At 38.2% G+C, this 12,006-nt stretch carries 14 protein-coding genes; 4 read left to right on the forward strand and 10 right to left on the reverse strand.

Features of this window, described 5'->3' with window-relative positions:
• Positions 1-12: 12 nt before the first annotated feature.
• Positions 13-225, reverse strand: a complete 213-nt coding sequence (locus ACFX40_RS09050; RefSeq protein ID WP_013058971.1) for a biotin/lipoyl-containing protein — start codon at positions 223-225, stop codon at positions 13-15.
• Positions 222-1,574 (reverse strand): acetyl-CoA carboxylase biotin carboxylase subunit, encoded by a 1,353-nt coding sequence (locus ACFX40_RS09055; RefSeq protein ID WP_098658764.1) that lies wholly within the window; start codon positions 1,572-1,574, stop codon positions 222-224. Before ACFX40_RS09055 ends, ACFX40_RS09050 begins: the two co-directional genes overlap by 4 nt.
• Before the next feature lie 313 nt (positions 1,575-1,887).
• Here ACFX40_RS09055 and ACFX40_RS09060 point away from each other — a divergent pair, with 313 nt between their 5' ends.
• Positions 1,888-2,358 carry an N-acetyltransferase gene (locus tag ACFX40_RS09060; protein ID WP_013058973.1) on the forward strand — a complete coding sequence of 157 codons (471 nt, stop codon included), beginning with the start codon at positions 1,888-1,890 and terminating at the stop codon, positions 2,356-2,358.
• An 81-nt stretch (positions 2,359-2,439) separates the two neighbouring features.
• Here ACFX40_RS09060 and ACFX40_RS09065 read toward each other — a convergent pair whose 3' ends face one another.
• The 4 genes from ACFX40_RS09065 to ACFX40_RS09080 all read right to left on the reverse strand — a co-directional run bounded on the left by ACFX40_RS09065 (position 2,440) and on the right by ACFX40_RS09080 (position 4,915).
• Entirely contained in the window at positions 2,440-3,042 is a 603-nt protein-coding gene (locus ACFX40_RS09065) for an RsfA family transcriptional regulator (RefSeq protein WP_013058974.1), read from the reverse strand.
• Between the two features lie 178 nt (positions 3,043-3,220).
• The gene (locus tag ACFX40_RS09070; RefSeq protein ID WP_028410758.1) at positions 3,221-3,988 is read right to left on the reverse strand and encodes an enoyl-CoA hydratase/isomerase family protein; all 768 of its coding nucleotides are present in this window, start codon (positions 3,986-3,988) and stop codon (positions 3,221-3,223) included.
• A 169-nt stretch (positions 3,989-4,157) separates the two neighbouring features.
• Complete coding sequence (gene rpmF / locus ACFX40_RS09075; protein WP_013058976.1) at positions 4,158-4,331, reverse strand: 50S ribosomal protein L32; 174 nt, start codon at positions 4,329-4,331, stop codon at positions 4,158-4,160.
• 65 nt (positions 4,332-4,396) lie between these two features.
• Entirely contained in the window at positions 4,397-4,915 is a 519-nt protein-coding gene (locus tag ACFX40_RS09080) for a YceD family protein (RefSeq protein ID WP_014458367.1), read from the reverse strand.
• A 179-nt stretch (positions 4,916-5,094) separates the two neighbouring features.
• Here ACFX40_RS09080 and ACFX40_RS09085 point away from each other — a divergent pair, with 179 nt between their 5' ends.
• On the forward strand, positions 5,095-6,294 hold the full coding sequence (locus ACFX40_RS09085; RefSeq protein ID WP_377237901.1) for a nucleotidyltransferase: 1,200 nt from the start codon (positions 5,095-5,097) through the stop codon (positions 6,292-6,294).
• A gap of 27 nt (positions 6,295-6,321) precedes the next feature.
• Here ACFX40_RS09085 and ACFX40_RS09090 read toward each other — a convergent pair whose 3' ends face one another.
• Both ACFX40_RS09090 and ACFX40_RS09095 read right to left on the reverse strand, forming a co-directional pair.
• Complete coding sequence (locus ACFX40_RS09090) at positions 6,322-7,338, reverse strand: SepM family pheromone-processing serine protease (RefSeq protein ID WP_377254805.1); 1,017 nt, start codon at positions 7,336-7,338, stop codon at positions 6,322-6,324.
• Complete coding sequence (locus ACFX40_RS09095; protein WP_013058980.1) at positions 7,328-8,125, reverse strand: patatin-like phospholipase family protein; 798 nt, start codon at positions 8,123-8,125, stop codon at positions 7,328-7,330. The genes ACFX40_RS09090 and ACFX40_RS09095 overlap by 11 nt, the downstream gene beginning before the upstream one ends.
• A 466-nt stretch (positions 8,126-8,591) precedes the next feature.
• Here ACFX40_RS09095 and ylbJ point away from each other — a divergent pair, with 466 nt between their 5' ends.
• A complete protein-coding gene (gene ylbJ, locus ACFX40_RS09100) occupies positions 8,592-9,800 on the forward strand; it encodes a sporulation integral membrane protein YlbJ (protein ID WP_028410755.1) in 1,209 nt (402 codons plus the stop codon).
• Between the two features lie 58 nt (positions 9,801-9,858).
• Here ylbJ and coaD read toward each other — a convergent pair whose 3' ends face one another.
• Together coaD and rsmD are read right to left on the reverse strand one after the other, a co-directional pair.
• On the reverse strand, positions 9,859-10,353 hold the full coding sequence (gene coaD, locus ACFX40_RS09105) for a pantetheine-phosphate adenylyltransferase (RefSeq protein WP_013058982.1): 495 nt from the start codon (positions 10,351-10,353) through the stop codon (positions 9,859-9,861).
• 35 nt (positions 10,354-10,388) lie between these two features.
• Positions 10,389-10,958, reverse strand: a complete 570-nt coding sequence (gene rsmD, locus ACFX40_RS09110; protein WP_013084870.1) for a 16S rRNA (guanine(966)-N(2))-methyltransferase RsmD — start codon at positions 10,956-10,958, stop codon at positions 10,389-10,391.
• Positions 10,959-11,570: 612 nt separating this feature from the next.
• Between rsmD and ACFX40_RS09115 the strand changes: the two genes are divergently transcribed.
• Entirely contained in the window at positions 11,571-11,957 is a 387-nt protein-coding gene (locus tag ACFX40_RS09115; protein WP_014458362.1) for a DUF7147 family protein, read from the forward strand.
• The last annotated feature ends 49 nt before the right edge of the window (positions 11,958-12,006 follow it).

A 12,006-nucleotide genomic window follows, 5' to 3' on the forward strand; every position in this document is an offset into this window, starting at 1 on the left:
CTCCTTTATGAGTTATGAAATAGTCACCAAAACGTCGCCTTCGTTCACAAAATCCCCCACGGCTATATGGACAGTCTCTGCAATACCAGCTTGATCGCTTTCAATAGGAATTTCCATTTTCATAGATTCTAATACAACAACAACTTCTCCTTTGGCTACACTTGCACCTTGCTGAACAAACACATTAAATACCATGCCTGCCATTGTCGCTTTGATTTCACTCATTGTGGTGCTCCTCCTTTATTTAATACGGTTGATAATAACGATGTGTTATAGGTGCCTTTTTCATATAACTCTTCATTTAACAGCTGCTTAAATAGAGGAATATTCGTTTTGATTCCCTCTACAACAGCTTCTGTAAAATATGATTTAGCTAGTTCAATTGCATTTGAACGTGTACGACCAGTAATAATAACTTTTGCAATCATTGGATCATAAAAAGGTGTAACCGCATTCATATCACTGTAGCCGCTGTCTACGCGCGCATAGGTTCGCTCCGGCAAGTGATAACCCGTAATTTTTCCCGGAGCCGGTAAAAAAGTAAACGGATCTTCTGCATAAATTCGAAATTCAATGGCATAGTTATTTGCTGCTATTTCCTCTTGCACACGTGGAAGCTTTTCTCCGCGCGCAGCTAAGATCTGCCACTTAACTAAATCGACCCCTGCAATTTGCTCGGTGATCGGATGCTCAACTTGCAGCCGCGTGTTCATTTCAAGAAAATAAAAATTTTCGTCTTCATCCACAATAAACTCCACCGTACCTGCATTATAATATCCGATTGCTTTAGCCGCTTGAACGGCTTGGTTTTGCATGGCTTGTCGCGTACTTTCTTTTAAAGAAAGCGCAGGGGCTTCTTCAATCACTTTTTGATTTCTTCTTTGTACGGAACAATCGCGTTCAAAAAGATGAACGACATTACCATGCTGATCTCCAAACACCTGTACTTCGATATGTTTTGCGTTTGTGATAAGTTTTTCAATAAACATTCCTTCTTGACCAAAATATGCTTTGGCTCTTGCTTTTGTGGAGGCATACACTTGTTTTACTGCTTCTTCGTTATCGCAGCGCACCATCCCAATTCCGCCGCCACCTCCGCTTGCTTTTAACATAACGGGATATCCAATTAGATTCGCTACTTTACAAGCCTCTTCAACTGACGTCACATCGCCTTCGCTGCCGGGGACAACAGGTACACCCGCTTCTTTCATCGCGGCACGAGCAGCAATTTTGTCGCCCATCATCGAAATGATTTCGGGAGAAGGGCCGATAAAACAAAAACCTTCATCAATCGCTCTTTTAGCAAATGCACTATTTTCCGATAAAAATCCATACCCAGGATGAATGGCATCTACTTTTTCTTCATGACTAATTCGCAGCAATTCTTCTACATTCAAATATGACTTTTGCACAGGAGGCTCTCCAATTCGACGTGCTTTTGTAGCTGCTTGAACATAAGGAAGCTCTGCATCTGCATCGGAATAGACAGCCACCGTTTCAATGCCCATTTGTTTGCATGTATGAATAATACGAAGAGCAATTTCTCCTCGATTTGCAATCAGTATTTTTTTCACCTTTCTCTCCCCTTTCCTCAAATTTCTACTTTCCCCCATATAATTCTACAATAATTTTAAAACTCCTCTACAATTTTTGAAAACGCTTTCTATTTGAATCTCACTTTCCTTTTGCTTCCTTTCTAAAAAGTGATGCTTATAGTAATGTATTCTTCGTATGTAACTGAAAGAATTCATTTTTCCTTATGCGCATTGAATATTCGTTCACCAATCATGAAAACAGAATATTTTGTATTTTTGTTATATAATATTAGATGAACGAACCAAGCCAGTTCGTTTGTCTAGCAAGGAGACATAACAAGGGGGATATGGGATGAATTACGAAGTGAAGCATTTAAAAATTAATTTTAAAACGCTAGAAGAGTTCAAGAAATTCAAAGAATATGGCATTCAAGAACTTTCAATGCTAGAAGAATTACATGCCAAAATTTCCGATAATGAAATAAATTCTCCGTTTTACGGTATTTATTTTGGAAATAGCTTAGTGGCTCGGATGAGTCTCTATAAGCGAAACAAACAGTACGATCAATATTTCGAGCCGCCTCAAACGTATATTGAAGTGTGGAAACTCGAAGTGCTCAGCGATTTTCAGCGCAAAGGATTGGGTCAAACGCTCGTTGAATACGCCAAATCCTTTCAATTACCTATCAAAACAAGCCCACGAGTAAAATCGAGTGATTTTTGGTCAAAAATGGGGTTTGTACCTGTAACATATGATATCGATCGTGATTTGGGAGAAAACCCTCTTATTTGGCTACCAAACGGTGTAAGCGAACAAAAATAAACAGCTGATTTCCAGCTGTTTATTTTATATCTATGTGGTATATGTGATCAACATGAAGTAGGGAGCCTTCAAACTGTCCCTTTACTTTTGAACTTTTTCTAAATTTAAATTTTTATCCACTTGAAATTTCACTTTTCTACTTTTTTCATCCTCTTTTAATACAACCATTTTACGAGCCCTCTCCATAATTTCAATAAGAGCTTTATAGTCATCTTCCACAATTAACAAGTTGTTTTGCAAAGCTTTTTTTTCTTTTTCCAAAATCGTTACTTTCTCTTGTAAACGTTCAATCTTTTGCTGCAGTTCTTCATTAGCTTCGAGAAGCTCTGACGAGTGCCTTTGCCCTTGATCTACATTTTCTAAATATTTAATTACCTCATTAAGCGAAATATGTTTCTCTGCTTCCATATATGATAAGCGTGCAGGCTGCTCGTCATCTTTTGAAACAGTTCTTGCTTTTAATTCTTTTCTCTGTTTTTTCGCAAGATCAATACCAGTCTTGTATTGTTTGCGCACAAAAGAATTCCAGCGGAAGCCACAAGCTGCTGATGTTCGTGTAAGTTTCTTCCCCACTTCTTCAAATGCAGCTAGCTGAGTGCCACCTTCACGTATATGACGCAGTACAATTTCTGCGAGTAATAAATCTTCATCATGAGTCCATGCATCTTGACGAGAAGAAGTCATTTTTCTATCCCTCCTTATCCGTACTTATTAAATGAATATGCACCTACTAGATAAGATAGACTATTGTTCCTCTTCTCAATCAAGAAAATCTTTCATATACTTTGAAGCAAAATGGGAAACCCGTGATTCTTTCATCTTTCGCTTATTCACTATATTGCTATGGAAATGCAGTTCATAACTATGCTTTTTTAACGATGACCTTTTGAACCGCTTCTTCATGCTCAGGCGACTCCCACAATATCGAGCAGCGATGAATTTCTTGTTCCATCCGATTCCAAACCCGGCTTTGCTCCCATTTCTCAATAGCGATTTCTTTGTAAGCTTGCAATACATGGGTCGGTTTATGAGTGATAGGCGCTAACCACTCCTCACACCTCATAGTTAGCTCTTTAAACGACGTGACATAGGAAAGAAATCCAATTTGCTTTGCTCGTTCTACTCCATACAGCTGAGCACTGTAGATCATTTCCATCGCTTCTTGATAACGCAGCTTTTCAAGAAGAATGGTTCCTCCTCCCCAGCCTGTTGTAATTCCTAAATTCCCTTGAATAAATCCCATTTCGCTATGTGTTGCACTTATACGGAAGTCACATGCAATCGCAAGCTCACATCCTCCTCCAACCGATGTTCCATTCAAAAGGGCAACTGTGGGTTTTGGGAGTGTTAAAATCTCATAAAGAATTTTCCCCATTTTCGTTAACATTTGAGATGCCTCTTTCGAAGTCTTTAGCTCATGAAATACGCTTAAATCTCCTCCACTGCAAAATGCATCTGAACCAGCACCTGTAATTACGAAAGCTTTTACTAACTGATCATGTTTCACATAATCTACAGCTTGCTGCAGTTCATTCATAACATCATAATCAATAGCATTACGCTTTTCAGGACGATTAATCACAAACGTAGCAATGCCTTGGCTTGTAGTAAACAACTCGCTTTTTTTCATGCTTTTTCCTCCTTATAGACAAGGTATGAATCCTTTTACAACAGTAATTGTTTATTTAAAAAGAGTTCTTGTTCTATAAGAAAAATCCTTCTCTTCCAAAGGGCAGAGAAGGAAAAAAGGCAAAAAAAATAAAAGACCCTTTAAGAGGGTCTTTTATTTAAATAAGCAATTATTTGCTTACTACGTCATTTCCTTTGTAAGTACCACAAGCTTTACATACGCGGTGTGATAGTTTCATTTCACCACAATTTGGGCACTCTACCATACCAGGAACTTGTAATTTAAAGTGCGTACGACGCGTTCTTTTCTTCATTTTAGATGTTCTTCTAAAAGGTACAGCCATTATTCCCACCTCCTTAAAAGAATTTTAAAATCATATGAAGGCCCGAAAGCCGGATCTTCGCATTTTTATTTCTTTTTGTCTTTAAAGAAATTTTCGAGTACGGCTAAGCGGGGATCTACTTTTTCCTGCTGTTCTTCTTCGGTAACAACTTCCCAGTCTTTTCCTGACTGTGGAGCTGCTCCTGCCGCTTGCTGATTTTCACTAAATACCTGCAGAGGAATTTCAACAATAATTAACTCTTGAATCAAAGGTTGTAAATCAACCGTTTCTCCCTCTACAATGCGTACTTCAGCATCTTCTTCATAATCAGCATTCACATTCAATAAAAACGTTTCAGTTGCGTTAATTTCAAACGGATACGGAACGTCAACTAATGTACGAGCACAAGGCAACGTCATTTCTCCTGAGATTTTAAGGTGAAACGTTACTTTCGAAGAGCTAATGTCGGCTCTTCCTTTCACATTTACATCTGACATTCTACGAATTTGAGGATCAGCATTCATAAACTCTTTGCCGTCAATCACTTCGTCAAATGTTAGACCTTTATTTTGCAACTGATACAATTGATGTATTGTCCATTTCATTGTTAATCACCTCAAGGCAACAAAGGTTATTATAGCTTTCACAAGATTATTTGTCAATATTTTTTCTTTACACTATAATGTACTTAAATATGCTTTTTTGTAAATATTTCTTACTTTCATAAAAAAATGTTTTTAAAACAAAGAGCTAGACTAAAAATAATAAATTAAAAGGAGACATTATGCAAGCAGTTGGAATAATTGTCGAATATAATCCTTTTCATAATGGACACGCTTATCATTTGCAGCAAGCGAAACAACAAACCAGAGCAGATTGTGTGATTGCTGTGATGAGCGGGCACTTTTTGCAGCGCGGAGAGCCTGCTCTTGTATCAAAATGGTCCCGCACAAGAATGGCTTTAGCCGCTGGTGCAGACTTAGTCGTTGAATTACCCTATGCTTTTTCTACTCAAAAAGCTGAAACATTCGCAAGCGGCGCTATTTCTATTTTAGAATCCCTTCGCGCTGACTTTGTATGCTTTGGCAGCGAAAATGGCAATATTGACTCATTTACCCGCACCGCTGATTTGCTCGAAGCTCATGAATCAGAACTATCCGCTTTAATTCAACAAGAGATGAAAAAAGGGAACAGTTATCCAAAAGCAGCTTCCAACGCTTTCTTACAGCTTTTCACGGAGGCTCCTATTGATTTATCTCAGCCAAATAATGTGCTTGGAATGAGCTATGTAGCTGCCATTAAAAAACAGCATGCATCTATTAAACCATATACAATCACTCGAATTCAATCACATTATCACGATGATTCCCTATCTTCTTCTTTTATTTCAAGCGCTACAAGCATACGTAAAGCTATTTTTGACAGCAGCAGCCATGAGGATCTGAGCAAGCACATGCCAGTTAGTACAGCAAATGAATTAGCAGCTTACAAGCAAGCACACGGACAGTTTCATCATTGGGAGCATTATTTCCCATTTTTGAAATACAAATTATTAACTACTCCGCTTTATGACTTACAGCGTATTTATGAAATAGAAGAAGGTATTGAACATCGGCTGCTATCTTATATTTCTTCAGCTACTTCATTTGAAGATTTTTTAACAAAGGTTAAAACGAAGCGATATACGAGAACCCGTTTACAGCGCATGTGCGTTCACCTTTTAACCAATACAACAAAAAGTGAGATGCAACAAGCTGATCCTTACATTCGCTTATTGGGAATGTCAAAGACCGGACAAGACTATTTAAAAACAATTAAGAAAAAGCTGTCTCTTCCTATTGTATCCACTGTCTCGCAATGTAAACTAAAAGAAATTGATATCGATATTAAAGCGACACATGTTTATAGTATGCCGTTTCAAGAGCCTCTGCGCTCTCAATTTATGAAACAAGAATACACGCAGCCTCCTATCATTTGGCCATAAAAAAATCGTCTGCAAGAGACGATTTTTTTATGGTTTCAGCTTTTCTAAATACGTGACGGCATCCGAAAATGAATCTACGGGTACAATTTTCATATCACTGTCTATTTTTTTAGCTGTCTTCACTGCTTCTCGGTAGTTAGAGCCCACAGCCCCTTTTTCATTTGGTGCAAAGAAAATTTCTGCTCCTTCTTTATCTGCGGCTACAATTTTTTGCGAAATACCTCCGATTGGTCCTACCTCTCCTTTATCATTGATAGTCCCTGTACCTGCAACGCGATGGCCTTTTGTCATGTCCTCTTTAACAAGCTGATTATAAATTTCAAGCGAGAACATCAGTCCCGCTGAAGGCCCTCCTATTTTTTCAGTATCAATATGTATATCGGGCTTAACTTTTAGTTCTTGGTTCGTTTCTAAGGCAATTCCTAACCCTACTCGTTTCGGCTCGTCAGGGAATGCTTTAACTTTTAGAGTATGTTTGCTTTCTTTGCCATCTCTTTTTACATAGATTGATACTGAATCTCCTGCTTTTTTAGTCGATACGTAGTTGATTAAGTCCTCAGCAGTTTGAATTTTTTTCTCGTCTACTTTCGTCACTACATCTCCAACATGAAGTTTTCCATGTGCAGGCATATTTTCTACGACATATGTAACATATACGCCTTTATTGAGGTAAGAAACGCTCTTTCCAGCTTTTTCGTATGCGACTGAAATAGCAGCATTTTTTGACGTATCCATCATATGTAATTGCCTTGTCGAGTAATCTTCATCGCTTTCACCTTGCTGCAAAATTTGCTTTGTAGGGAAAATTTCATGAAAGTCCTGTATTTTCGCAAGACCATATGAAAGAGGAGTTGCTCTGCCCATTCTTACAGTTGTCAGCATAAACGTCCCTTTTTCATGGTATCCATCTTCTACTTTAATAATAGGCGCAAGTTCTTCTGCCATTCCAGGCTTTGTAATGTAGTACGGCAAAGGATAAAAACAAAGCATTGCCACCACTGCAATAACAGCCAAATATACCAAAATTCTAATTCTAGATTTCACTTTTTTTGTTCTCCTTCCAATGATCAATTGCTTGCAGGATAGAAGGCAACTGCTCATGTGCTGCTTGTTCACCAATTGAAATCATTTCTTGAATGTTTGTAAACGCTCTGGAACTAAAAGTATCGAGATTAGGACGAATCATAATGTCTGAAGCAATGGTCCGATGAGCTACTAGCTCATCTTGCAAAATATCTAAACTTTGCATAATGACATCAAAAATAGAGCTAATTTCTGCATTCACTTTCGCTTTTGATACATCGACTCCAATGACAATATCAGATCCCATTTCTTTTACAACCGACACAGGAATACGGTCTACTACCCCGCCGTCTACAAGCAATCGTCCATCAATTACTTCGGGAGCAAAGATTCCTGGAATTGAAATGCTTGCTCTCACCGCTTCAGCGATAGGTCCTTTTTTAAACACCACTTTCTCTCCTGTTTTCAAATCTGTCGCTACAATGGCAAACGGTATAGATAGCTGTTCAATGGTTCTATTTTGCGTAAAGGTGCGAACCAACGATTTTACTCTGTTGCCCGTAATAAATCCCATTTTAGGCACGGTAAAATCCAAATAATACTTTCGTTTGAACGTTAGCGCCATTTTATAAAGAGTTGCCAGTTCAATACCTGACGCATATAGTGCACCAACTAAAGCTCCCATGCTGCTGCCAGCTAGAAAATCAATAGGAATGTTATTTTCTGTTAGCGTTTTGATTACTCCTAAATGTGCAAAACCTCTAGCTCCACCTGAGCCTAACGCAACTCCTATTTTTGGGCTTTCCACTTTACCTGCCCCCTCGTTTTACCTTATAGACTTCTAAAAATGTAAAAACATTTGATGAGCTTCTCTATCATTGTTGCCCTGTCTTCGGTAGGACTATTCTTCATTTTGTATTTGTTCATTTAGTATGAAGCTAAAGATATGTTTTGCTCAATGCACGGTGGTTATTAAGCATTATACTATACTGAAGGTTGTTTTAAGAAATTCTTGCTCTTCGCTTGCTGCGTATACGTTTTTTTACTCCTTGACTATCTTAGAAGTGCATTGATTTATGTATATGAATTGTATTTCCAAATGTGACAAGACGCCTTTTTATTCAGTATGAATTTATTTTCTCCTTACTCACAGGCATAAAGTCGATGCATAGCTTCGTATATTGATATATAGAAGAACTTGTACATTTGCCTAAAACTCCTCATTTCATTCATATCAAAATGACGTGAGCTTAGAAAAGGAGATGAATCGTTCATTGAATAAATCGATGGTGAAAACACTTCTGCTCGGGACGAGCGTAACGCTTCTCGCTATTGCGCTTATTGTATATCCAAAAGAAGCGCTAGAAGGTTCAGTAAGAGGTCTTAACACATGGTGGAAGGTCGTCTTTCCTTCTCTGCTGCCCTTTTTTATTGTTTCAGAAATGCTTATTGGGTTTGGCGTAGTGAAGTTCATTGGGATCTTATTAGAGCCGTTTATGAGGCCTTTATTTCGAGTACCTGGAGTAGGGGGTTTTGCTTTAGCAATGGGCATGGCTTCTGGGTTTCCTTCAGGTGCAAAAATCACTTCCCGGCTGCGTCAAGAAAAGCAGCTAACAGCTATCGAAGCTGAAAGACTCGTATCATTTACTAACTCATCTAACCCTATTTTTATTTTTGGAGCTGTGGCAGTTGGCTTTTTCCACAATCCAGCTGTCGGTATCATATTAGCTCTCTCACATTATATAGGGAATATTTGTGTAGGATTGGTGATGCGTTTTTATGGATCAGCAAAACCGAAAGGACAAGTAACTCAAAAACCTTCTTTATCGTTAGCTTTTCATGAAATGCATAAAACGCGTTTAAAAGATAAGCGTCCTATCGGGAAGCTTCTAGGAGATGCGGTTACTTCTGCTGTTCAATCTCTCTTAATGATTGGCGGTTTTATCATTTTATTTTCTGTATTAAACAAACTTTTATATGTTACTCATATCACGGCCGTTTTAAGCAGCGGTCTAGCTTATTTATTTTCCCTCTGTCATATAGGGACTGAACTGAGCCTCCCCTTTATTTCAGGGCTTTTTGAAATCACGCTAGGAAGCCGTCTAGCAAGTGAAGCGCCTGACACGCTGCTGTTTCATCAAATTATCATCGTTAGCTTTGTATTAGGCTTCAGCGGTTTCTCCGTTCAAGCACAAGTGGCTAGTATACTCGCAGAAACAGATATTCGATTTTTTCCGTTTTTTATTGCACGCATTTTTCACGGCTTTTTTGCGGTAGTATTCACTATCTTTCTATGGGGCCCTCTTCGAGAATCCATTACTACTTTTCAAGCATCAGAAGGAGCACTGCCGGTTTTTTCTCACTTGGAGTCCATTACGATTCTATCGCAGTGGCTAAACGTGTACGGTCCGCTCTTAACGATTTTTACGCTATGCTGCTATATTTATATATATTCAAAACGAACGTTTCTTCATCGTTCCTAGTAAAAAAAGAACGTGACGTTTTCTTATCGGCAAAGAAAACGTCACGTTCTTTTTTATCTTATTTTTGAGACAGCTGTTCAAATTTTTCCGCAAGCGCTTCTCTAACAGGCGGAGGAACTAATTCAGAAATATTCCCGCCATATTTAGCTACTTCTTTTACAATACTAGAACTTAAAAACGAGTATTGATTATTTGTCATCATAAATAACGTTTCGATCTCTTTATCTAATACGCGATTTACAGATGTGATTTGCATTTCGTACTCAAAATCCGATACCGCACGCAAACCTCTTAAAATGGTCTTTGCCTGCTTTTCTTTTGCATATTCCATTAATAATCCGCTGTACGACTCGACTACCACATTAGGAAGTGATTTTGTTACTTCTTTCAGCAAAGCTACTCGCTCTTCCCCTGTAAATAGAGGACTTTTTGAAGAGTTATTTAAAACAACCACATAAATCGTATCAAATACATTTGCGCCTCGTTTAATAATATCAAAATGTCCATTTGTAACTGGATCAAAGCTTCCTGGACAAACAGCTATACTGCCCATACGTATCCCCTTTCTACATCTAACAGCTCATTGATTTATTCAACTGATTCTTCTTTTTTGTATGTATAAATAGAAACACCAATGATACCGTACGTTTCGCTTTTTATTTTTTCAAATAAACCAATCTCATTATCTAAATGTACATCATGAGAATGCTCCGCTACAATAATTCCTGTTTTTGCTAGAAGGTTTTCTTCACTTACCGTTTCGATAAGCGCTTTCAACTTTTGTGCTTTATACGGTGGATCAAGCAAAAGTAAATCGACAGTCAGCTCCCTTTTCTTTATCGCTTTCAGTGCACGTTCTGCATCATTTCGATACACTTCAGCGCGGTCTTCTAACCGGCAAGATGCTAAGTTTGCTTTAATCGTCTGAATCGCTTTGCCATCCCGATCCACAAAAATGACTTTATCTATTCCTCGGCTTAGAGCTTCAATTCCCAAGCCACCGCTTCCACCGAACAAATCAAGAGCTGTTCCACCTTCAAAAAACGGTCCAATCATATTAAAAATAGCTTCTTTCACCTTATCTGTTGTAGGGCGGGTTGAGTATCCTGGAACCGCCTTTAACGCATGGCCTTTATATAAACCTGCTACTACTCTCATCCTTATCACTACCTTACTTTTACTTCCTTATTCTTCATTATCCTAACATATTTTGAATTACAAAGACTAGCAAAAATCCTCAATTTATTCAATGCTGTATACATTCTGTGCAATAACCCAGCTGCTTGCTTTTATGCTGGACTTTTATGACCGTGTCCTTAGATACACTGATTCTTTTCTAGAAGATACACCTATGAAGATCATTCGGCATTTCGTTCATAGAAGATTTCCTTTACTTTAATATGTCATAATAAACGTAAATTTACCCTTTTTCTCTGTCATGTTATCAGTCTTTTATGTATGAAAAAGTGAATTTCACAAGACAGGTATATGAACGTTTAAAACGGACATACTGACTAGTAACAACATCATCTAACCGATGTTGTTGCCAACCGCGGAGAAGACTTACGTTTCCCCATAAGTTCTTCCTCCGGTTTCTCCTCTCCCTTTGCCTTCATCAAGGTGCTTGTAATCGCAGAGGTGATTACACCCCTTTATTGAAGGGCCCTACAATGAGTAGTTGTAGGGATTTTTTTATTTACTCTTAAAATATTCAATGATACATTAAACTACGTGAGTTTGCTTTTTTAATACATAAAGGGGGAAATACATATGATTCAGCGTTTTATTGAGCTCGGAGAAGGGTATTCAGATATTTATGAGCTGTTAGAGATTGTCAAAAGCAACAAACACCGTCTTGCTCATCTTATTATGCTGCGAACAGTAAAAGAAGATCGACAAGTAGCTTCTTTTGTCGCTGTCTTGCATCCAACAGCTGAAGGGAATTTCCAACCGCTTTACGTTTGCCGAGAAGGAATTGTTTTAAAACAAAACGACAGCAAGCGCGTTGAGTTATTTAAACAAGCTGCTGAGGAAGCGGGAAAAGAAATTGTGGTACTCGATGTCAAACCATCTACTACATTTCCAGAAACAGCACTATACTATCAGCACCTTATTGGCATTTTGCGAATGAACCGCTTTATTCCGCCAATGCAATAATCTCATCCCTGCCTATTCATTTGCCAAGGGCAAGTAAAATAAAAAAAGG

Origin of the sequence: Priestia sp. YIM B13552 (genome assembly GCF_042787775.1) — a bacterium.
Classification (GTDB): Bacteria; Bacillota; Bacilli; order Bacillales; family Bacillaceae_H; genus Priestia; species Priestia megaterium_E.

What these genes read in the sequence shown, in the direction of transcription:
- ACFX40_RS09050 (WP_013058971.1), bottom strand. Translation starts at nt 225, where the DNA reads ATGAGTGAAATCAAAGCGACAATGGCAGGCATGGTATTTAATGTGTTT.
- ACFX40_RS09060 (WP_013058973.1), top strand. Translation starts at nt 1,888, where the DNA reads ATGAATTACGAAGTGAAGCATTTAAAAATTAATTTTAAAACGCTAGAA.
- ACFX40_RS09065 (WP_013058974.1), bottom strand. Translation starts at nt 3,042, where the DNA reads ATGACTTCTTCTCGTCAAGATGCATGGACTCATGATGAAGATTTATTA.
- ACFX40_RS09070 (WP_028410758.1), bottom strand. Translation starts at nt 3,988, where the DNA reads ATGAAAAAAAGCGAGTTGTTTACTACAAGCCAAGGCATTGCTACGTTT.
- rpmF (WP_013058976.1), bottom strand. Translation starts at nt 4,331, where the DNA reads ATGGCTGTACCTTTTAGAAGAACATCTAAAATGAAGAAAAGAACGCGT.
- ACFX40_RS09080 (WP_014458367.1), bottom strand. Translation starts at nt 4,915, where the DNA reads ATGAAATGGACAATACATCAATTGTATCAGTTGCAAAATAAAGGTCTA.
- ACFX40_RS09085 (WP_377237901.1), top strand. Translation starts at nt 5,095, where the DNA reads ATGCAAGCAGTTGGAATAATTGTCGAATATAATCCTTTTCATAATGGA.
- coaD (WP_013058982.1), bottom strand. Translation starts at nt 10,353, where the DNA reads ATGGGCAGTATAGCTGTTTGTCCAGGAAGCTTTGATCCAGTTACAAAT.
- rsmD (WP_013084870.1), bottom strand. Translation starts at nt 10,958, where the DNA reads ATGAGAGTAGTAGCAGGTTTATATAAAGGCCATGCGTTAAAGGCGGTT.
- ACFX40_RS09115 (WP_014458362.1), top strand. Translation starts at nt 11,571, where the DNA reads ATGATTCAGCGTTTTATTGAGCTCGGAGAAGGGTATTCAGATATTTAT.